Source organism: Solitalea agri (assembly GCF_023914155.1).
Lineage (GTDB): Bacteria > Bacteroidota > Bacteroidia > Sphingobacteriales > Sphingobacteriaceae > Solitalea > Solitalea agri.
Map to the genome: position 1 here is coordinate 14,342 of NZ_JAMWYS010000001.1, position 22,222 is coordinate 36,563.

Annotated in this window: 23 protein-coding genes; 17 read left to right on the forward strand and 6 right to left on the reverse strand. The window is 37.9% G+C overall.

What is annotated here, in order from left to right; translation table 11 throughout:
• Positions 1-18: 18 nt before the first annotated feature.
• Positions 19-1,419 carry an MBL fold metallo-hydrolase gene (locus NF867_RS00055; RefSeq protein WP_252585350.1) on the forward strand — a complete coding sequence of 467 codons (1,401 nt, stop codon included), beginning with the start codon at positions 19-21 and terminating at the stop codon, positions 1,417-1,419.
• 54 nt (positions 1,420-1,473) lie between these two features.
• On the opposite strand, the gene NF867_RS00060 is transcribed toward NF867_RS00055, so the two are convergent.
• From NF867_RS00060 to metK, 6 genes are all read right to left on the reverse strand, one after another.
• On the reverse strand, positions 1,474-2,229 hold the full coding sequence (locus NF867_RS00060) for a head GIN domain-containing protein (protein ID WP_252585352.1): 756 nt from the start codon (positions 2,227-2,229) through the stop codon (positions 1,474-1,476).
• Positions 2,230-2,328: 99 nt separating this feature from the next.
• Positions 2,329-3,075 carry a head GIN domain-containing protein gene (locus NF867_RS00065; protein WP_252585354.1) on the reverse strand — a complete coding sequence of 249 codons (747 nt, stop codon included), beginning with the start codon at positions 3,073-3,075 and terminating at the stop codon, positions 2,329-2,331.
• A 71-nt stretch (positions 3,076-3,146) separates the two neighbouring features.
• On the reverse strand, positions 3,147-4,841 hold the full coding sequence (locus tag NF867_RS00070) for a tetratricopeptide repeat protein (protein ID WP_252585356.1): 1,695 nt from the start codon (positions 4,839-4,841) through the stop codon (positions 3,147-3,149).
• A 108-nt stretch (positions 4,842-4,949) separates the two neighbouring features.
• Positions 4,950-5,690, reverse strand: coding sequence for a lysophospholipid acyltransferase family protein (locus NF867_RS00075; RefSeq protein WP_252585363.1), 741 nt, complete (start codon positions 5,688-5,690; stop codon positions 4,950-4,952).
• 6 nt (positions 5,691-5,696) lie between these two features.
• Positions 5,697-6,248 carry an NUDIX domain-containing protein gene (locus tag NF867_RS00080; protein ID WP_252585365.1) on the reverse strand — a complete coding sequence of 184 codons (552 nt, stop codon included), beginning with the start codon at positions 6,246-6,248 and terminating at the stop codon, positions 5,697-5,699.
• Between the two features lie 56 nt (positions 6,249-6,304).
• The gene (metK, locus tag NF867_RS00085; protein ID WP_252585369.1) at positions 6,305-7,558 is read right to left on the reverse strand and encodes a methionine adenosyltransferase; all 1,254 of its coding nucleotides are present in this window, start codon (positions 7,556-7,558) and stop codon (positions 6,305-6,307) included.
• A 284-nt stretch (positions 7,559-7,842) separates the two neighbouring features.
• On the opposite strand from metK, the gene NF867_RS00090 reads away from it, so the two are divergent.
• From NF867_RS00090 to nuoF, 16 genes are all read left to right on the forward strand, one after another.
• Positions 7,843-8,733: a diacylglycerol/lipid kinase family protein gene (locus NF867_RS00090; protein ID WP_252585371.1), complete on the forward strand. Its 891-nt coding sequence runs from the start codon at positions 7,843-7,845 to the stop codon at positions 8,731-8,733.
• Positions 8,734-8,747: 14 nt separating this feature from the next.
• Positions 8,748-9,089, forward strand: coding sequence for a translation initiation factor (locus tag NF867_RS00095; protein ID WP_252585372.1), 342 nt, complete (start codon positions 8,748-8,750; stop codon positions 9,087-9,089).
• 149 nt (positions 9,090-9,238) lie between these two features.
• Positions 9,239-10,855, forward strand: coding sequence for a phosphoenolpyruvate carboxykinase (ATP) (gene pckA, locus NF867_RS00100; RefSeq protein WP_252585374.1), 1,617 nt, complete (start codon positions 9,239-9,241; stop codon positions 10,853-10,855).
• Between the two features lie 352 nt (positions 10,856-11,207).
• Positions 11,208-12,044, forward strand: coding sequence for a MotA/TolQ/ExbB proton channel family protein (locus NF867_RS00105; RefSeq protein WP_252585376.1), 837 nt, complete (start codon positions 11,208-11,210; stop codon positions 12,042-12,044).
• Between the two features lie 68 nt (positions 12,045-12,112).
• Entirely contained in the window at positions 12,113-12,733 is a 621-nt protein-coding gene (locus tag NF867_RS00110) for an ExbD/TolR family protein (protein ID WP_252585378.1), read from the forward strand.
• Positions 12,734-12,754: 21 nt separating this feature from the next.
• Entirely contained in the window at positions 12,755-13,396 is a 642-nt protein-coding gene (locus tag NF867_RS00115) for an ExbD/TolR family protein (RefSeq protein ID WP_252585380.1), read from the forward strand.
• A gap of 20 nt (positions 13,397-13,416) precedes the next feature.
• Positions 13,417-14,241, forward strand: a complete 825-nt coding sequence (locus NF867_RS00120) for an energy transducer TonB (protein WP_252585386.1) — start codon at positions 13,417-13,419, stop codon at positions 14,239-14,241.
• A 24-nt stretch (positions 14,242-14,265) separates the two neighbouring features.
• Entirely contained in the window at positions 14,266-14,505 is a 240-nt protein-coding gene (locus tag NF867_RS00125) for a hypothetical protein (protein ID WP_252585387.1), read from the forward strand.
• Positions 14,498-15,475 (forward strand): PstS family phosphate ABC transporter substrate-binding protein, encoded by a 978-nt coding sequence (locus NF867_RS00130; RefSeq protein WP_252585390.1) that lies wholly within the window; start codon positions 14,498-14,500, stop codon positions 15,473-15,475. Before NF867_RS00125 ends, NF867_RS00130 begins: the two co-directional genes overlap by 8 nt.
• 14 nt (positions 15,476-15,489) lie before the next feature.
• Complete coding sequence (locus NF867_RS00135; RefSeq protein ID WP_252585392.1) at positions 15,490-17,115, forward strand: tetratricopeptide repeat protein; 1,626 nt, start codon at positions 15,490-15,492, stop codon at positions 17,113-17,115.
• 114 nt (positions 17,116-17,229) lie between these two features.
• Positions 17,230-17,604, forward strand: coding sequence for an NADH-quinone oxidoreductase subunit A (locus NF867_RS00140; protein ID WP_252585395.1), 375 nt, complete (start codon positions 17,230-17,232; stop codon positions 17,602-17,604).
• A 120-nt stretch (positions 17,605-17,724) separates the two neighbouring features.
• Positions 17,725-18,267 carry an NADH-quinone oxidoreductase subunit B gene (locus tag NF867_RS00145; RefSeq protein WP_252585401.1) on the forward strand — a complete coding sequence of 181 codons (543 nt, stop codon included), beginning with the start codon at positions 17,725-17,727 and terminating at the stop codon, positions 18,265-18,267.
• A gap of 1 nt (position 18,268) precedes the next feature.
• Entirely contained in the window at positions 18,269-18,781 is a 513-nt protein-coding gene (locus tag NF867_RS00150) for an NADH-quinone oxidoreductase subunit C (protein WP_252585403.1), read from the forward strand.
• Positions 18,782-18,926: 145 nt separating this feature from the next.
• Entirely contained in the window at positions 18,927-20,135 is a 1,209-nt protein-coding gene (locus NF867_RS00155; protein ID WP_252585405.1) for an NADH-quinone oxidoreductase subunit D, read from the forward strand.
• Between the two features lie 146 nt (positions 20,136-20,281).
• Positions 20,282-20,788 carry an NADH-quinone oxidoreductase subunit NuoE family protein gene (locus NF867_RS00160; RefSeq protein WP_252585407.1) on the forward strand — a complete coding sequence of 169 codons (507 nt, stop codon included), beginning with the start codon at positions 20,282-20,284 and terminating at the stop codon, positions 20,786-20,788.
• 10 nt (positions 20,789-20,798) lie between these two features.
• Positions 20,799-22,160, forward strand: a complete 1,362-nt coding sequence (gene nuoF / locus NF867_RS00165; RefSeq protein WP_252585410.1) for an NADH-quinone oxidoreductase subunit NuoF — start codon at positions 20,799-20,801, stop codon at positions 22,158-22,160.
• Positions 22,161-22,222: the final 62 nt, after the last annotated feature.

Genomic DNA, 22,222 nt, shown 5'->3' on the forward strand with positions numbered 1-22,222 from the left:
ATTTAAACCCTATTGGTTATGTACATTACTTTTCACGGAGCCGCCCAAAATGTTACAGGGAGCAAGCATCTTATCCGAACAAATTCAGGGAAACAAATACTACTCGACTGTGGTATGTTTCAAGGTGGAGGATCGGAGACGGATGAGCTTAACAAACATTTTGGATTTAATCCGCAGGAGGTTGATGTACTGATCTTGTCTCATGCGCACATTGATCACTGTGGCTTGATTCCAAGATTGGTTAAACAAGGTTTTAGCGGAAAGATTTATTGCACACCAGCAACAATTGACCTTGCGAAACTTCTGCTTCAAGATTCGGCACGTATTCAAAAGTCGGATATTGACTTTTTGAACAAGCGTCGACGTCGTCAAGGGAAGCCGCCGCTTTATCCATTATATTCAATGGATGATGTAGAGGAATGTTATGATCGATTTGTTCCAATTAACTACAACCGGTGGGTTAGAATTGATAAGGAACTGGAAATTTTGTTGACTGATGCAGGTCATATTATCGGGAGTGCTGCTGTTCATTTAAATATTCAGGAGGGAAATAAATCAACCCGAATTACGTTTAGCGGAGATGTAGGTAGATACCAAGCAGAGATATTACGCTCTCCGGCGGTGTTTCCGCAGGCAGATTACCTCATTCTTGAATCTACTTATGGAAACTCGTTACATTTGGATGTTGCTCCAACTGAGCGAGAGTTATTAAAATATATCAAGAAAACCTGTGTCGAAAAGAAAGGTAAATTGATTATTCCGGCGTTTAGCGTAGGCAGAACACAAGAGCTGCTCTATCTGTTAAATAACCTGGAGAACTTGCAGGAGTTACCCCCGGTAAATGTATATGTAGACAGCCCTTTATCTGAAAAAACGACCAGAATTGTAAAAGGCTATCCAGAGTATTTTAATAATGACGTGGAGCAGACCCTTAAGTTCGACCGTGATCCATTCGATTTTAAAGGATTAAGATTTATTGAGGATGTAGAAGAATCAAAGGCTTTGAATTATAGTGATGAACCATGCATTATTATTTCAGCATCTGGAATGGCTGAAGCAGGAAGGGTGAAACATCATATTGCCAATGCTATTAGTGAGCCACAAAACACCATTCTGCTGGTTGGTTATTGTGAGCCAAATTCCTTAGGTGGAAGATTGCTAACAAAACCGGATGTGGTGCATATTTTCGGAACAAAATATTTTGTTAGAGCAGAGATTGGAAAGATAGATTCTTTAAGCGCTCATGGTGATTATAAAGACCTTTCAAAGTTTATTTCCTGCCAGGATCCAGCGAAAATTAAGAAACTGTTCTTGGTTCATGGAGAATATAATGTTCAACAGGCTTTTAAAGAGAAACTTCACCTTCAGGGCTTTGAAGATGTTGAGATCCCATATCGTCATCAACAATTTGTTCTATAAACTAAAAAAGCAACCAAAATACAGGTTACTTTTTTAGTTTATATCCTGAAGTTTTTAATTTCTGGCAACTTCTCCTCCGCTTGTTGTATTTTGGTTTATATTCGAAGGGTTTCCTTTATAAATTATTCTACCTCCGCTGCTTGCTTCAGCATCTAACTGCTTAACTACGTTTATGTCCATTTTCGAACCACTACTCGACCTTGCTGTACATGTTTCAGTAATATAATTCGAGGCATTAATATAACTTCCACTTGAAGTATGAATAATGCTTGATTTTGTGCCTCCGATCAACTCCATTTGAGCTCCACTAGACGATTCGCAATTAAGATCATTTGACTCACTTTCAAATTTTATAAATGAGCCAGAAGATGCTTGTGCAATTAGCTTATCGGTCTTAATCTTAGAAGTCGAAAAAATATTGGCACCACTACTGGTAACTACTGAGTTAATCTCCTTTGCGGTAACATAAACTTTATAGGTTTCATTCTCACCTTTCCAGTTGAACCAAGAACTTATTTTGTTCGCAACATATATCTCAAGAACACCCTCCTTAACTTCAGTTCTTAATCGTTTAATATCATCCTGATTGGCGGTTACACTCACTGCTTCACTTGTTCCAGGAGTAATATATACAACAACTCCGTTGCTCGCTTTTATTCCTTTGAAACCCGTTGCATTTCTTTTCTCAGTAACTTCAGTAGCAATAACCTTCTTTGTTTTTGAAATGTTTGAAGTGCATCCGAAAGTGAATGGAGCAACCAAAGAAAGGGCAATTATTGATACTGTGATTGATTTTTTAATGCGATTCATAATTAAATTTAACAGTTATAGTGATGTGTTTGACAGAAGTATTTTAATGAGTAAGGCGGCTTGTTCAAGCCGCCTTACTCATTCGCTAATAGGTATAATTTATTCAGCGGAAACGTCACCCCCGCTCGATTCATTTTTAACAATTTTTTGAGGTTTGCCTTTATAAGAAATATCGCCTCCGCTGCTTGCGTCGGCAGTTAACTGTTTAGTAACAGTAATATCGATATCAGACCCGCTACTTGCCTTGGCAACACAAACTTCGGCGGTAAGGTTAAAGGCTTTTACATCACTTCCACTTGATGCATCAACATTAAATGATTTAGTAATTCCACTAAACTCTGCATCAGAACCGCTGGATGTTTCGCAAATCAGTTCCCTAACATCAAGATCAAGTTTTATATCCGAACCCGATGAGGATTGGGCAAATAGTTTATCAAGCTTTAAGCGAGAAGTACTAGATATATCTGAGCCGCTTGAGGCAACAATAGCATCGATGTCTTTAACAGTTATGTATACATTACGAGTTTCCATTCCCCAAGACCAGCCACTTTTTTCCGACTTATCAAGGTAAATTTCAAGAATTCCACCATTTACTTCCGTTTTAAGGTAGCGAATAATATTATCGCTGGCGGTAACTTTTACTTTTTCGGCAGTGCCTTGCGTAATGAAAACATTAATACCAGTACTTACTTTAATGCCGTGAAACCCGGTAACATTCCTGTTTTCAGTTACATCTTTACTGATTTCTGTTTGATGTTTATTAAAATTAGACGCATAAGTTAAAACTGGGTAGACTAATACAATCGATAATACAAGGGCGGTAATTGATTTTTTAAATAGGTTCATAATCAGTGTTCAATTTATTTTTTTAATTAGACGCAGTTGGATTTCAAAATGTTGCATCTTAATTGAAGTTTTTAAAATCTAGAACTTTTTAATGTTATATCCGCATTGACAAAGGCTTTGTCAAATCTATTTTTAGTTGCCACAGCTTCCGTGGTTTTTTGTTGTAAGGTTAAAGTGTTGTACAAACCAATTAATGCCCAGCCATTTTCAGGATATTGCTTTAAAGCTTCTCTGTATATAGCTTCCGCTTCCGCAGCTCTTCCTGCCTCAAGTAGAACCGCGCCATAATTATTTCTTGTTGGATTCGGCCAATCGGCAGGTTCATCGTAAAATAATGCGTCTTCACCTTTTATGGCGTTTTGTAATGGAATCAAAGCTTTTGGATAATCTTTTTTGGCAGCATAAAACTCACCTTCCAACAAATTGGCAGCAATCTCTAAAAGATTTTTTGTGGTATTTGTTTGCCATACTACCAGAGCTTCTGTTTTTTTCTCAGAAAGTAAGCCGAGCAGTGCTGCATGATGCTTTAATACGCTGTCGAGCCGATTGGTTTTTACATAAGCCATTCCTACAGCATAATGGAAAATGCCCCGTAATAAGGGGTACTTCCCTGAAGGTTCTTTTTGTTTTAATATTTCGTTCCATTTTCCAAATCTTACCATTGCATATAAAGGGGACGCGTACATGTTTTGCATCATTCCTCCATAATTGGCATCCTCTAACATGTTAGCCGGAATACTGTTTTTCAGTAATTCCGCATACATTAATGCCTCTTTACTTTTTCCTTCAAGGGTAAGTGTTGTATATAGGAAGTGAATATTATGTTCAGGGTATGCAACGCTAAGCATTCCGTTCTTAATGCTTTCTTTGTCAATGTTTATGGCTTTTATGTTTACCGCTGACCCTTTATGAAATTCACCCACATGAATATAAATATGTGATGGCATATGAACCAGGTGTCCTGCACCAGGAGCGAGACTTCCTAGTCGCGAAGCAGATGCAATGGCTTTAGCAGGCATAGGCGATGCTTCCACAGCATGAATATAAAAGTGATTAGCACCAATATGTGATGAATTGATAGATAATGCTTTTTCTAGGGTTGCTGTTATTTCAGGTGTCCAAGGTTGCGGCTGTCCATCTTTCTGCCAAAAATCCCAGGGATGGAGATCCATCAAAGCCTCTGCATAAAGGGCAAGGGCATCTGCATCATTCGGAAATTGCTTCACAAGTTCTTTCATGGCCATTGCATAAGAGTTGTCTAATTCAACTCTTTTGTTTAATTGTGTTGAATATCTTATAGACAATGCTGCTATGTACGCCTTTTCTTTTGGAGTGGCTTTTTCACTTAGCTTCAAGGCTTTTTGTATAAGATTATAAGCTTTTTGATTTTCTGCAAGGTCCATTGGCATATTAATATTTGGCCCCAGGCATAATGCCTGTCCCCAGTAGGCCATAGCCAGCGTTGAGTCGTTTTTTGCTGCTTCTTTAAATGAGCGCAAAGCCTCCGGATGATTGAATCCATAATACAAACTCAAACCCTGGTCAAAAAATTTTGCAGCCATATTATTTTTAGTACTAACACTAAAATGATAGTCACCCAATCCAATATACAAATGTGGTGAAATGCTGTCGTTCAATTCAATTACTTCATTTGTTGCCCCATAGCAAAAGGGGATTTTGTTTGAAGGTACTTTTGAAGGGATAGATGTTTGTTCCGTAACGGGTATGAACGAAGCAAGAAATAAGAGAAGTAGAATAAGCCTCATTTTCGTTTTATTAGAACTTTAATTTAATAAAACGAAATGAAATTCAATAAGTTAGGGCTGTTAAAACGAAAAAGGCCATTTAATATGGCCCTTTGTTTCGAATATTCTTTAATTTAAGCTTTTCAGTTCCGCCTTTATTGCATTTTCAGCTTCGAGAACCAACACTTCCATTTCCTTGTCTTTTGATTCAATGCCCTCCAATACTGTCCAACTAACATTTTCAAATGCAGAGAGAGGAAATTTGCCGTACTGATTTACTTTCCAGTTATTATTAATTGCAACAGGAACCACTAAGGCGTTGGGGGCTTTTTTAAGTAGAATATTAATACCACCTATTGCGAATCGCTTCATCACTCCGGTTTTTGAACGAGTACCTTCGGGGAAAATAGCTACGGAGTAATTATGATTAGAGATCAGTTTACCTAGTTTGGCAATCTCCTTTAAGGCCTGTTTTGAATCTTTTCTATTAATCAGTGCGGCCCCACTGTGTCTTAAATTATAGGAAATACTCGGAATTCCTTTTCCTAGCTCGATCTTTGATACAAATTTTGGATAATAATGCCTTAGAAACCAGATGATTCCAGGAATATCAAACATGCTTTGATGGTTAGCGGTAAATATAATCGGACGATCCTTCGGAGGAGTAAACTTAAAATTAACGCTGATACGGGTGCCTAATATTAATAAGCTATAAAGCAGGAAGAAGTTGAGTATATCAACGGATTTTTTGTGGGCCTCTTTTCCAAATAGATTTAATGCTATTACTTGAAAAACATGAAATACGACTAAAAATAGTCCGAATACGATATAAAATATAGGGGATAGGAGGTATCCAAAAAACTTCTTCATTCTCTTTTATTTAGAAATCAACATTAGTTTAAGTCGGTACATGGCTGCTACTGTCATAGCGTCGGTAATTTCGCCACTTAATACCATATTTAGGGCTTCTTCAAAAGGAACCTTTTTAACAGTGAGTTGTTCTGTTTCTTCCGGTTCAGCCTCATGCTCTGTTATGCCTGTAGCTAGATAAATCAGGGCTTTTTCAGTAGTTACTGAATTTGACAAATGCAGTTCCTGAATTAATTGCCAATTTTCGGCTTTTAAACCGGTTTCTTCCAAAAGCTCTCTTTTTGCTGATTCAAGAGGGTCAATCGCCAATGCTCCACCGCCCTCCGGAATTTCCCAGCTGTAATCATTTGTTGCATACCGGTATTGTCCAACCAGCCAAATGTTTCCTTCAGTATCATACGGAATAATACCAGTTGCGTAGTTCTTGAAAGTTACTACACCATATATACCTTTCCCGCCCGAGGGGTTAATGACATTGTGCTCGGTCAGATTAATCCAGGGGTTATCATAAACTTCTTTCGAATCTAAAGTAATCCAGGGGTTTTCCGTATGCTGCATGGGCGCAAAAATAGTAATAAAAAAATCCTCCCGAATTTCGAGAGGATTTTTGAGGCTTATAAGCCGAAAGCTTCTTTTATTTTGTTTACATAATCGAGCTTTTCCCAAGTGAATAACTCAACTTCTTTAGTAATCGTTTTGCCGTCAGGTAATGAGAATGTTTTTGAAACAAACTCATTTTTGCGACCCATATGACCATAAGCCGCAGTTTCTTGATAAATAGGATTACGTAATTTTAATCGGGTCTCAATAAAGTACGGGCGCATATCAAAAATATCGCTTAGCTTTTGAGCAATTTCACCGTCAGTTAAATTTACTTTTGCCGAGCCATAAGTATTAATATATAAGCCCATTGGCTTTGCCACACCGATTGCATATGAAACCTGTACAAGGACTTCCTCGCAAACGCCTGAAGCCACAAGGTTTTTAGCGATATGACGAGTTGCATAGGCCGCAGAACGATCTACTTTTGAAGGATCTTTTCCAGAGAATGCACCACCGCCGTGGGCGCCTTTACCTCCGTAGGTATCAACAATAATTTTACGACCCGTTAGGCCTGTATCACCATGTGGCCCACCAATAACAAACTTGCCGGTAGGGTTAATGTGGTAATTTATTTGATCATTAAATAATGCAGCGATCTCTGGTTTTTGCTTTGCCTTTACACGAGGTATTAAAATATTAATAATATCTTCTTTGATTTTCTTAGCCATGTTAGCCTCGTTATCAAATTCATCATGTTGAGTTGATACTACAATCGCATCAATACGAATAGGTTTATGATCATCAGCGTATTCAATGGTTACCTGTGATTTTGCATCAGGGCGTAAATAAGGAATTTCCTTGTTTTCTCTACGCAAGGCAGCCAATTCAATTAAAAGCTGATGTGCCAAGTCAAGAGCCAAAGGCATGTAGTTTTCAGTTTCGTTGGTTGCATAACCAAACATCATCCCTTGGTCACCAGCTCCTTGATCTTCCGGATTGCTTCGCTCAACACCTTGATTAATATCGCTTGATTGCTCATGAATGGCCGAAAGTACTCCACATGAGTTGGCCTCAAACATATATTCACTTTTAGTGTAACCAATTTTACGGATTACATCGCGGGTTATTTGTTGTACATCCAAATAAGTTTTTGATTTTACTTCTCCCGCCAAAACAACTTGCCCGGTCGTAACTAATGTTTCACAGGCAACTTTTGAATCTGGGTCGAATGCCAAAAAGTTGTCAATTAAAGCATCTGAAATCTGGTCAGCAACTTTATCCGGATGTCCTTCTGAAACCGACTCCGAAGTGAATAAATAAGCCATATACTTCTAAAATCTATTGTGATAAGTTCAAAGTGTGGAAATGATTATTGACAGAAAATGCAGAAAAAGTGTTTTAGCATTTTTTTTACGTGGTTGCAAGCAGTCAAATCAATCCACTAAACGGAGGCAAAAATAGCAATTATTTTATTTTCGGGGAATTAATAAAAAAATATAAAATCTATAGGAAATATATATTAATAAATGCTTTTAAAAGACATTACTAAAGCAATGGTAAATTCCGCATCTTTGCAATTGCCGGTTAATCACCCATTCATATATTAAACGTGAAAAAAAATATCCTTTTTGTAATTAATCCTATTTCGGGCGGCAAGAGCAAAAAACGAATAGAACAACTTATAATTGACCATTTGGATCATAACCTTTATGATTATGAGATGGCCTATTCAAATGCCGTTGATCATGCTCGTAAACTTTCCAAATCGGCGGTGCATTTGGGGTTTGACGTGGTGGTAGCCGTTGGAGGAGACGGAACTGTAAACGAAGTTGCACGTGGGATTATCAGCCTTAAATCAAATGCGGCATTGGGCATAATCCCTTTTGGCTCGGGAAATGGCCTTGCTTTGCATTTAGGCATTCCAACTAACCCTAGGAAAGCAATTGAAGCGTTAAATCATAGCGTTGAGAAGGTGATTGACTCAGCAATGCTTAATGGAATACCATTTTTTAATACAGCTGGACTTGGTTTTGATGCACATATTAGTGCACTTTTTGCAAATAATAAAAAAAGAGGATTCTCAGGATATGTAAAGGCTGTTTTAAGAGAATTTAGAAACTACAAATCCCAAGAATACGAACTAACCATCGATGGAAAGAAATACATCCGAGAGGCATTTATGATCAGCTTTGCAAATTCAACTCAATTTGGCAATAATGCTAAAATTGCTCCATTGGCTGATATTTCTGATGGTCTTTTAGACGTTTCCGTGGTTAAGCCATTTGTAGCATATCAATTTCCGGCAATGATGTACCGATTAATGTCTGGTACTGCCCATCGCTCTTCCTTCCTTGAGATTATTAAAGCAAAAGAAATAATTGTGAAAAGGAAAGAAAACGGAGCGGTTCATTTGGACGGTGAGCCTCGTGATCTGAATGGTCAAATAGATATTAAAATTGTACCGGCCTCAATGAAGGTATTGGTCCCGTTAAATAAGTAGATTCATATCAAGCGATGTCGAAGAAAAAGAATATTACCGGAATTATGTATTCAACAGATCCTGATTTTCAATATCAATTTGAAGCTGATGATATTCAGGAATCCTTGCCTCCAAACAAGCAAGATTTGAGAGTGCAGTTGGACAAGAAACAACGAGGTGGCAAAGCGGTTACATTAATTACAGGTTTTGTCGGCACAACAACTGATCTTGAAGATCTTGGCAAAATGTTGAAGGCAAAATGTGGTGTTGGAGGGTCAGTAAAAAATGGTGAAATTTTGATTCAAGGTGATTTTCGCGATCGAATAATCACACTTTTGCAATCAATGAATTATAAAGTAAAAAAAATTGGCGGTTAAATTGCCGCTTTAATTCTCTATCTATTTCATTTAAACCTCGTTTTTAATAGTGTATTTTGAACGCTATCCGTGCGTTCTAATCGCTGTTTATTTGCCTTTTTGGCCGATTTTGCACATTTTTGCCATACCAATCAATCAAATAAATTTTTATGGAGAATGAATTAGGATTCAAGGCTCCGAAAGCTACATTATTGAGCCTAGGTTTAGGTAATGTAGCCGCTGCCTATTGGAACTTAACACCAGCAGAACTAGTAGAAGAAGCTATTTGTCGTGGAGAAGGACATTTAGTTGATTCAGGTGCACTATCAATCGATACCGGAGAATTTACCGGACGCTCGCCTAAAGACCGCTTTATTGTTTGTGACGATATAACTCGTGATGCCGTATGGTGGGGTGATATCAATATCAAATTTGAGCCGGCAAAATTCGATCAGCTTTTACATCGTATGCAAGCATACTTAGGTGGTAAGGAAGTGTTTGTTCGGGATGCTTACGCCTGTGCAACTCAAAATCATCGTTTGAATGTACGTGTAGTAACCGAGACCGCTTATCAGAGTTTGTTTGCAAATAACCTATTTCTGCGACCTTCCAAGGATGAGATAATTAGTTTTGAACCGGAATGGACAATTATTGCTGCTCCAGGATTTAAAGCTGATCCAGAAATTGATGGAACACGGCAGCATAATTTTGCCATACTGAATTTTTCCCGTAAAATGATCATTATTGGTGGGACAGGTTATACTGGTGAAATTAAGAAGGGAATTTTCTCCGCTCTTAACTTTATTCTTCCTCATCAAAAACAAGTTCTTTCAATGCACTGCTCAGCCAATATTGGTAAAGACGGCGATACTGCAATTTTCTTCGGATTATCAGGTACCGGAAAGACCACTCTTTCAGCTGATCCAGAGAGAGCTTTAATAGGTGATGACGAGCATGGCTGGGCCAATGATAGCGTATTTAATTTCGAAGGTGGTTGCTATGCCAAATGCGTTGACCTTACTGCTGAAAAAGAGCCACAGATATATAATGCTATAAAATTTGGTTCACTTTTAGAGAACACTCGTTGCTATGCAGGTACATCAACGGTTGATTTTTCAAACATTGATGTAACAGAAAATACTCGTGTTTCTTACCCCATTGATTATATTGCAAATGCTATAAACCCCTCAATTGGTGGATCTCCTAAGAATATTTTCTTTTTAACGGCTGATGCATTTGGGGTATTGCCACCAATTTCAAGATTAACAAAATCACAGGCGATGTTCCATTTTATTTCGGGATATACAGCTAAGGTTGCTGGAACAGAAGCTGGGGTTACAGAACCTCAAGCCACTTTTTCAGCAGGTTTCGGAAAAGCGTTCCTTCCTTTGCATCCTACAAAATATGCCGATTTACTAGGTAAGAAGTTGGATGAGCACAATGTGAATGTTTGGTTAATTAATACCGGATGGACGGGCGGACCTTATGGAGTAGGCTCACGAATGAAGCTTTCTTATACTCGTGCGATGATTTCAGCGGCTTTAAAAGGAGAGCTTAATAACATAGAGTACACCAAGGATGCTGTTTTTGGTTTAAATATACCATCAACATGTCCAAATGTTCCTTCCGAGGTCTTAAATCCAAGAAACACCTGGGAGAATAAAGAAGGCTATGATCAAAAGGCCAATGACTTGGCGCAGCGTTTCATTAAAAACTTTGAACAATTTGCTGATTGTGCGAGTGATGAAATGAAAGCAGCATTGCCAAAAATGTCCGTTCAAGTTTAATTTTTTATAATAGTTTGTGTTTGCAATAAATCCCAACATAATGTTGGGATTTTTTTTTAAACTAGTTTATGGAATCATTTAATGTAATGCATCTCATTAAAAAAGTGATAAAAGAATGACGTGTTTTGTCCTTAACTAAAACTAATAAAAATGAACTTTAATTGATTTACGCTAAGAACAAAGAATAAAATTCTGGCAGGTATCGATTTAGTCAATATTAAATAATTAAGATTCGTTGAAAAAAAATTTTTTATTATCGAAAAACTAATATTTTTGCAAACGCTCAAAAAATAAAGTAGCATAATTGAAACTTAATTAAGTGATTAAAGATTAATTAAATTTTTTTAAAACAATGGCAAACGCAGCACAACAAACAGCTAAGAAAGTAGAGAACACTAAGTTCAATTCAAATTTTGCGGCTTGGGTAATTCCTACTTGTATTTTAGTAGGTATTTTGATTTACAAATTCATTTTGGGTAGCCCGTCAAATTTTGAGGGTGGAGTAGTAGGAGGTCATCCTATAGCAGAAGGCGCTGGTCACTATTTAGGCTTGGTGTACATGGGTGGTGTGATTGTACCTATCCTATTATCGTTGGTTTTAATTAACCTTACAGTAGCAATTGAGCGTTTCATTACTATCTCAGCAGCTTCAGGTAAAGGCTCTGCTCAAGCATTCGTAGCTAAAGTTCGTTCATTATTGAACGCAGGCAACGTTGATGCAGCTATCAAAGAGTGTGACATTCAAAAAGGTTCTGTAGCAAATGTAGTTAAGTCTACTTTGGTTAAATACAAAGAGATGGAAACTGCAACAGGAATGGATGTTGACCAAAAAGTTTTAGCTATTCAAAAAGAGGTTGAAGAGTCTACAACTCTTGAATTACCAATGTTAGAGAAAAATTTAGTGATCACCGCAACTTTAGCATCAGTATCAACCTTATTCGCACTATTAGGTACCGTATTAGGTATGATTAAAGCGTTCTCGGCTCTTGGTAATGCAGGTGCTCCTGACTCAGCAGCTCTTGCGGTAGGTATCTCTGAAGCGCTTATCAACACTGCATTAGGTATTGGTAACTCTGCTATTGCAGCTGTATTCTATGCATATTTTACTACACGTATCGATACTATTACTTATGCTATTGATGAGGCTGGTTACAGCATCATTCAAAACTTCGCAGCTAAACACAAGTAAGATTTTTGCTTGTATTAGTCTGATTGATAGATAATTAATAGATAGTTTATACGTTAATAATAAGATAGATGGGAAAAGTTAAAGTTCCACGGAAGAGCACGGTAGTGGATATGACAGCGATGACCGATGTGGCTTTCTTGTTGTTGACCTTCTTCATGTTGGCAACACAATTTAAGCCAGAAGAGGCTGTTGTGGTTGACACTCCGTCTTCTATATCGGAAATAAAACTTCCGGATACCAAAGTAATGCAAATCTCTATTGATAAAACCGGTAAGATTTTCTTTGGATTGGAAGGAACGGAATTTAGAAAAGCCCTATTGGACAATATTGCCTCAAAAAGACAAATTACTTTTACGGCAACTGAAAAAGAAGAGTTTTCGAAATTAGCCAATTTCGGTACTCCTCTAAGTGAATTGAAAAGTTATTTGGGAATGAGTAAAGATCAACGTAAGAAATACAATGAGGAAACAAAAGGTATTCCTTGTGACTCTACTCAAAATGCAACCAATGAATTGAAAGATTGGATTATTGAATCTCGTCGAGTTACCAATAGCGCTGCAGTTATTGCTATTAAAGGTGACCGCGATTCTAACTATCCGGTTGTAAAAAATATCATTGCAACGTTGCAGGCTCAAAAGGCCAACCGTTTCAATTTTATTACCAATATGGAACAAGCTCCTAATTTATAAACCTTTAAAGAAATTTGAGCAATGGCAGATATAGATACCTCCGGGGGCGGTGGACATAAGAAGGGTGGAAAGAAAAGAGGCAAGAAGCTTTCAACTCGTGTAGATTTTACACCAATGGTTGACCTAGGTTTCTTGTTGATCACTTTCTTCATGCTTACCACCTCGATGAGTAAACCATCAGTAATGGATATAAATATGCCGGTAAAAGATGAGCAGCTTAAAGATGAGGATAAAACCAAGATTAAAGCTTCTCAAGCAATGACTATCCTTTTAACCGGTAAGGACCAAATTGTTTATTACTTCGGTATTGGCGAAGAGGTGCAAAATCCTTTAGTTACTAACTTTGGTGCTAATGGTATCCGTAAGGTACTATTAGAAGAAAGTCGTAAACGTAACCCGTCTCTTGACTCCATCAAAATTTTTAAACAGATGGCTAATGAGCGTAGAATTACCGAAGATGAGTTTAAGGCGAATTATTCAAGGATCAGGAATAATAAAAACGGATTAATCGTATTGATTAAGGCTGATGACAAGTCTAAATACAAAAACCTTGTCGATATTCTGGATGAAATGAATATCACTAACAATGGTCGTTATGCGATTGTTGATATGACTCCTGGTGATTTGAAAATGATTAATGATAATCCTTACGTTAAAAAGTAAGATAAAAACATTGTCTAGAAATGGCAGGTAAGATTGATTTAGAAGACAGCAGATGGTGCGAATACGTCTTTGAAGGACGAAATAAAGCCTATGGTGCTTATGATCTGCGCAAGCAGTATTCTAAGAACATGAAGAAAGGTACTATATTGGCTATTATTTTCTTCTCATTAGGCGTAGCAGCTCCAGTTATTGCTCGCATTATTTCAGGTGTGATACCTGAAGATAATGATATTAAAGTGGTTCAGGCCAATGAACTGATGGCTCCGCCTCCAGTTGATAAAACACAACCGCCTCCACCACCTCCTCCTTCGGAGCCTCCACCACCACCGGTGCGTTCAACTATTAAGTTTACGCCTCCGGTTATTAAGAAGGATGAAGAAGTTCGTGACGAAGAGCCACCTCCGGTACAAGATGAGATCAAAGCGGAAGTTAGTACTCAAACTGTAAAAGGTAACGACGATGCTCCTGCTACTGTTGAGGAACCTGTGATTGGAACCGGTACTGGTAATGAAGTAGTTGAAGATACTCAAGAGATTTTCTATCACGTTGAAGAGAACCCTGAATATCCGGGTGGTATGGAACAAATCGGCAGATTTATCAGCAAAACATTGAGATACCCTCCGATGGCTCGTGAAAACGGTGTTCAAGGACGTGTAACTGTTACGTTTGTTGTTGAAAAAGACGGGTCTATTACTGATGTTCAAGTTCTTCGTGGAATTGGTTCAGGATGTGATGAAGAAGCGGCGCGCGTTGTGAAAGCAATGCCTAAGTGGAAACCAGGTAAACAAAATGGTAAGCCTGTGCGTGTACACTTCAGCTTACCAATCATGTTCAGATTAGATTAATTACTAACTATCAATTGGCTTCAAATGGAGCAGAACTTTGATAATAATTTTAAGCAAAAATCGCCAAAAGAGCGATTTTTGCTAATTTTAGGGGTAGCCTTTATTATTGCTTACCTGGTTTTGGGAAGCATGATCATTTTTAAACCAAATGTTCTTTCCGGACTCTCCAGTACAAATAAAATTATTCTTGGCAGTGCCATAGTTCTTTATGGATTGTTTAGAGGGTATAGGCTTGTTAAAAAAAACAACTCTGAATATGAATAAGATCTCTTTTAGAAGATTAATAACTCTTAGTGGAGCGATTATCTTGATATCAGGAGTTTTTTCCGGGTGTGGGAGTAACTCAAATCAAAAGGTGTTGGATACTACTACATCAGGAGAGATTAATATTTCAGTAGATGAAACTTTTGAGCCGATTGTTCAGGCGGAATTAGACGTGTTTCATGCGATTTATTTAACTGCCAAGATTAAGGCTCATTATAAATCTGAAGGCGATGTGATAAATGACCTGATAACTGATTCAGCTAGAGCAATCGTTGTTACTCGTGAGCTTACTCCTGCCGAGCTTAAACCCCTTCAGGATAAAAAGTTGGTTGTTCGAAGTACTAAATTTGCAATTGACGCTATTGCGTTAATTATAAATCCAGCGAATACCGATTCAACTTTTTCGATGCCTAATCTGCGTGATATTTTTTCTGGTACTATTTCCAATTGGAATGAGCTCGATAAAGCTAATGCTAATGAAGATATTACAGTTGTGTTTGATAATCCTAATTCTAGTACTGTTAGGTATATGAAAGAGATGGCAGGCAAAAATCAGTTTTCTGCAAAAAACTTCTTTGCTCTTAAAACAAATAAAGAGGTAATTGAGTATGTTAGCAAACACAAAAACGCATTAGGAATTATCGGTGTTAACTGGATTAGTGATAGCGATGATTCAACTGCAACAGGTTTTTTAAAAAAAATCAAGGTTGGGGCAATTGCGCCCGATGATGGACAGCCTGGTTCTGGTGAATATCGCAAACCATACCAAGCCTATATAGCTCAAGGGTTTTATCCTCTTGTTAGAAGAGTATATGTCTTAAGCAGAGAATCGCACATGGGCTTGGGAACGGGTTTTGCAGCTTTTGTAGCTGGGGATAAAGGACAACGTATTGTGTTAAAGTCGGGTTTGGTTCCTGCAAGAATGCCAATACGGTTAATTCAGATATCTGATAATAATTTGTTTCAATAAAATAAAAAGTGATTATGAAAATGATTAAGAGGGCTTTAAACATAGTTGCTGCATTGTTTTTGATGGCGGGATTTGCTTATAGCCAATCTATTAATGATGCTAGGAAAGCAATTGAAATTGAGCAGTACGAGAAAGCAAAAGCGATATTAAGTATGCTGGCTCAGAATCCTGCTACAGCAGCAGAGAGTCATTACTACATGGGCGATGTTTATTTAAAGACGGTAGAACCTGACTCAGCAAAGGTATTTTTTGACAAAGGTGTGGCGGCAAATCCACAGTTTGCCCTAAACTATGTTGGACAAGGTAAGCTTGATATTTTAAATAAAAACTTTGATTCTGCCAAACCATTGTTTGACAAAGCAATTGCATTAGGCCAAAAGGAAAAAGATTACCGTCCTTATCTTGAGACTGCCCGTGCTTATGTATTAGCAGGAGAGGGTGGTGATGCAGCTGCTCTTGAAACTGCCATTGGCTACATAGAGCAGGCAAAAAAGATCGCATCTAAAAACGCCGAAGTTTACACCGCTTTAGGTGATGCTTATTTGCTGAAGAAGGATGCAAATAATGCCATTGCAAATTATAATAAGGCATTGGATTTAGATAAAAATTACTTACGAGCTTATGTTCAGCAGTCCTTGATTTATCGCGGTGCACAGAGCTATGAGTCTTCTTTAGCTCCTTTAGAGAAAGCGATTTCAATTGATCCTAATTATGGTCCTGCTTATCGTGAATTAGCAATGCTATACTATTCTTCAGGTCAATATGCAAAAGCGGTAGATGTATACAAGAATAAGTACTTAGCACTGACTGATGCTTCTTGTAACTCAAATACTCGTTATGCTAGTATTTTATATCTTGCAAAGCAATATCAGGCCGCCTACGATGAAATTAACCTGTTAATGAAAACATGTCAGGTTAAACCAGTAATGTATCGTTTACTGGCTTATTCGGCTTATGAAATTAAAAAGCCAAAAGAGGCTTTAAGTGCAATGAACACCTTCTTTACTAAGCAAGCAGAATCAAATTTGATCAATACTGATTATGAGTACATGGCTAAGATTTTGTCTGATAACAAGATGGATTCTTTGGCTATTTCATACCTTCAGAAAGCAATCGATAAAGATCCATCAAGAACTGATTTGTATCCGATGTTGGGTAAGATGAGTTATTTATCAAAGCAATATCCTGCAGCAATTAAGGCATATGAAGGCTATTTTGCCAAAACGGAGGTTAAAAAGCAACCGGTTGATTATTTATATTATGGTTTAGCTGCATTGTATTCTGATAAGTATCAGAAAGCTGATAGTGCATTTGCCAAAGTTATTGAGTTGAGTCCAACTTATATTCAAGGTTATTCATACCGTGCTTTAGCAAATTATAAGATGGATGAAGGCAATAAATTAGGTTTAGCTAAGCCGTATTATGAGAAAGTAATTGAACTAGGAGAAGTTGATAAGCAGAAGAATATGAAAGTACTGTTAGATGCTTATCGCTACATGGGTGACTATTCTTATTCGGTTCTAAAAGATGTTGCAGCTTCTAAAGCTTATTTCAATAAGGTGCTCGAATTGGTTCCTAATGACCCTCAAGCCTTAGATGTTTTAAAAGCATTAAATAGCCCAGGAGCAAAGAATAAATAATTTAGCTTTAGGCTATATTAAAATTTCTTAATAAAATATTGATTTAAAGAGAAGGTTTGTTTTAAACTTACCTTCTCTTTTTTATTTTTGCAAAAAATTCCTAATTACTACTGTATGTTATTACTTGAGCAATTGCCTATTAACTATGCGCCGGTAGCTTTTCAATTCTTTGTAGCGATTGGTTTTGTGGTAGTTACAATGCTTGCAACCCATCTGATTGGTCCAAAGCGCAAAACTTCAGATAAATTAACCCCATTTGAGTCGGGCGTTGAGACTCAGGGAAATGCTCGCCACCCAATATCTATTAAGTACTTTCTTGTAGCTATTTTGTTCGTTTTGTTCGACGTGGAAGTTATTTTCATGTATCCATGGGCAGTTAATTTTAGAGAACTGGGTATTTTGGGAATGCTCGAAATGTTTACCTTCATGACTTTCCTGTTACTCGGATTTATCTACATTATTAAGAAAGGCGCTCTTAATTGGGAATAGTGTTTAGAATCATTCTAAAATGGTTCCATGGCACTTTAGAACAATATTAATCTGATTATTGTTGTACTTTTGTTACTCTTTTTAATAAGTAAAAGAGGTTTTTGAGATAATTATCATCGTATGAGCGATATTAAAATAGTTGAAGCCCCTCCGGGTGTTGAAGGTGCTGGTTTCTTTGCAACCTCTCTTGATAAAGCGGTAGGCTTAGCGCGTTCTTATTCTTTATGGCCTTTGCCATTTGCAACATCATGCTGTGGTATTGAGTTTATGGCGACAATGGGTTCTCACTATGATTTAGCTCGTTTTGGAGCCGAGCGCTTGAGTTTCTCTCCTCGCCAGGCAGATCTTTTAATGGTAATGGGAACAATTGCCAAAAAAATGGCTCCGGTTCTTCGTCAGGTTTATCTTCAAATGGCTGAACCACGTTGGGTAATGGCGGTTGGAGCTTGTGCTTCAAGTGGAGGTGTGTTTGATACCTATAGCGTTTTGCAAGGTATTGACGAGATTATTCCGGTTGATGTATATGTTCCGGGCTGTCCTCCTCGTCCAGAAGGAATTATTGATGGTCTTACCCGAATTCAGGAATTGGTTCAAAACGAATCACTTCGTCGTCGTGATTCAGATGAATACAAGCAATTATTAGCAAAATACGGAATTCAATAATATGGCAGAAGTAAAAGAAATGAATAACCAAGCTGTATTAGATAAACTTCAGTTTAAATTTGCTGATGCTATCTTTAATGTTAGCGAACCATTTGATTTGCTGACCATAACCACTTCTAAAGATAAAGTAATCGAAATAATTCAATTCCTATATGATAATGAAGAATTGAAATTTCGCTTTCTAACAGATATTTGTGGTGTTCACTACCCAGATCAGGAATTACCACTTGGAGTAGTGTACCATCTTCATAGCTTAACCAATAATATTCGTGTTCGTATAAAGGTGTTTTTACCTGAAAGTGCTCCAAGAATTCAAACTTTAACAGGTGTGTTTTTAGGCGCTAACTGGATGGAGAGAGAAACATACGATTTCTTCGGAATCATTTTCGAAGGGCACCCTGATTTACGTCGTATTTTGAATGTTGATGATATGGTTGCTTTTCCAATGAGAAAAGAGTTTCCATTGGAAGACCCAAATCGTACTGACAAAAACGACGATTATTTTGGTCGATAGAAATGGAAGGAATGCTCTTAGTTAAAGAGTGCATTCTGGTTTAATTCAAGAAATCTAATTAAAAAGATAATATCGAAATGTTGAGTTGTGAGTTTAAAATGAGCGCATTTATAATTCATAATTCTTAATTCAACATTAAAAGTATATGGCCCACATTAAATTAGGTGATAACTCATTAGAGAAGGAAACCGTAACCCTTAACCTGGGACCAACCCACCCGGCGACCCACGGAGTATTTCAGAACATTCTGGAACTTGATGGAGAGCGCATTGTTAGCGCGCAGTCGACTATTGGATACATACACCGTGCTTTTGAGAAAATTGCAGAACACCGCCCATTTTACCAAATCACCCCACTTACTGATCGTTTGAATTATTGTTCGGCCCCTATTAATAATATGGGTTGGCATATGACAGTGGAGAAATTATTGGGTATACAAACGCCAAAACGTGTTGATTACATGCGAATTATTGCAATGGAGTTAAGTCGTATTGCAGATCACTTGGTATGTAACTCGGTAATTGGTGTTGACTCGGGAGCATTTACAGGGTTTCTTTATGTGTTTCAAAAACGTGAGGATATCTATGAAATTTTCGAAGAAATCTGTGGATCACGTTTAACCACAAACATGGGACGTATTGGTGGTTTTGAACGCGACTTTAATGATGTTGCAATTGCCAAGATCAAGAAATTCATCGTTGAGTTCCCTGATGTAATGAGAGAGTTCGAAAACCTCTTTAACCGGAACCGTATTTTTATTGATCGTTGTGTTGGGGTAACTCCTGTTAGTGCTGAAAAAGCGCTAGCATACAGCTGGTCGGGACCTTTGTTACGTTCATGTGGCGTTGATTATGATGTTCGAGTTGCAAAGCCATATTGTTCATATGAAGAGTTTGATTTTGAGATTCCGGTAGGAACAACCGGTGATATCTACGATCGTTTCCTTGTACGCAATGAGGAAATGTGGCAAAGCTTAAGCATTATTAAACAGGCTTTAGTTAAAATGGAAAATGAGCCTAAAGGTATTTTTAATGCTGAAGTTCCTGATTATTGCCTGCCTCCAAAAGAGGATGTTTACAGTTCAATGGAGTCTTTGATCTATCACTTTAAGATTGTGATGGGAGAGGTTCCAATTCCTAAGGCTGAAATTTATCATTCAGTAGAAGGTGGAAACGGTGAATTAGGATTCTACTTAGTGACAGATGGAGGACGTGCTCCATTCCGTTTACACTTCCGTCGTCCAAGCTTTATTAATTATCAGGCTTATGTAGATATTGCTAAAGGTGGTATGATATCCGATGCAATTCTTGCAATGAGTAGTCTGAATGTTATTGCTGGAGAGTTGGACGCTTAGTAAGTATACAATTGGTGTGAAAACCTTGGCAAATATGTTCTGGGTTCCATGCATTAAAATAAATAACAAATATTGCACAAGAGAATTGATTTAAGAGGGAGGGTAGAGCCTCTTATTAAAATCATAGTTCTCACTTCTCAACAAGAATGTTAGCAGTAAAAGAAATAAAATTTTCCGCAGAAGCGCTTAAGAAAGTCGACGAGATTGTTGCGCGTTATCCGGAAGGTCGACAAAAATCAGCCTTATTGCCATTATTACATTTGGCACAGGCCGAATTCGGATGGTGTAGCACAGAAGTAATGGATTATGTTGCTTCATTATTAAACATCAATCCTATTGAAGTGTATGAGGTAGCATCGTTTTATACAATGTATCACCTTAAACCTTCAGGGAAATATGTACTGGAAGTTTGCCGTACTGGACCTTGTTGTTTAGTTGGTGCCGAAAAAATATTATCAATCCTGGAGAGAAAATTAGGAGTTAAGGAAGGTGAAGTAACGCCTGATGGTTTGTTTTCATTTAAAGGTGTAGAGTGCTTAGCGGCTTGTGGTTATGGTCCTGTTTTACAAATCGGTCCTGAGTACACATTTTACGAGAACTTGACTGAAGAGAGTGTTGACGAATTGTTAACCCAACTTAAAAACAAGAATTAATTCGGGTAGTATGGCTCAAAAGATATTATTAAAGAATATTAACGTTCCCGGAATTAACACCTTTGAGGTTTATCGCCAGTACGGTGGTTATGCGGCAGTCGAAAAGGCATTGAAAACTATGTCTGCTGATGACGTAGTTGAAGAAGTTAAAAAATCGGGCTTGCGTGGTCGTGGTGGAGCTGGCTTCCCTACCGGAATGAAATGGAGCTTTCTGGCAAAACCAGAAGGTGTTCCTCGTTACTTGGTATGTAATGCTGACGAATCAGAACCTGGAACATTTAAAGATCGTTATTTAATGACTCACACTCCTCATACTTTAATTGAAGGTATGATTGTGTCGAGTTTTGCTTTAGGAGCAAATACTTCATATATCTATGTTCGTGGTGAAATGATGCCACAGATCCGCATTTTAGAAAAAGCTATTGCTGAAGCTAAGAATGCTGGATTCCTTGGTAAAAACATTTTAGGAACAGGGTATGACCTGGAAATTTATGTTCAGCCAGGTGGTGGAGCTTATATCTGTGGAGAGGAAACGGCGCTTTTAGAATCTTTGGAAGGTAAACGCGGTAACCCACGTATTAAACCTCCGTTCCCTGCTATTGCGGGATTATATGGTTGTCCAACGGTAGTCAATAACGTTGAGTCGATTGCTGCTGTTAGCTGGATCGTTAACAACGGTGGCGATGAGTATGCAAAAATTGGTATAGGTAGAAGTACCGGAACTAAATTAATTTCAGCATCAGGTAATATTAATAAGCCAGGTGTTTATGAGATTGAATTAGGACTTTCAGTTGAAGAGTTTATTTATTCGGATGAATATTGTGGAGGTATCGCTAACGGCAAACGTCTTAAAGCGGTTGTTGCTGGAGGTTCTTCTGTTCCAATTTTACCTGCAAATTTAATTCTTAAGCTGTCTAACGGTCAACCTCGTTTGATGTCTTATGAATCATTGGCAGAGGGTGGTTTTGCTACTGGTACCATGCTAGGTTCAGGTGGATTTATTGTAATGGATGAAGATGCTTGTATTGTACGCAATACTTGGAACTTCTCTCGTTTCTATCATCATGAATCATGCGGACAATGTTCACCTTGTCGTGAGGGAACCGGATGGATGGAAAAAGTGCTTCACCGGATCGAGTACGGTCATGGTAAAATGAGCGATATCGATTTGTTGGTGGATGTTTCGAAGAAAATTGAAGGGAATACCATTTGTCCATTGGGCGACGCTGCAGCTTGGCCTGTTGCTAGTGCAATCCGTCACTTCCGTGATGAGTTTGAGTGGCATGTTAACAATCCTCAGGCGGCAATGGATGGAAATTATGGCTTAGCAAATTACGCTGACCCAATTCCTGTTGTTGAAGAAGCAAATTAATAGAGAGATATGTGATATCCGATGTGAGAAGGAGACATGAATCGTAGGTCTCCAATCCCATA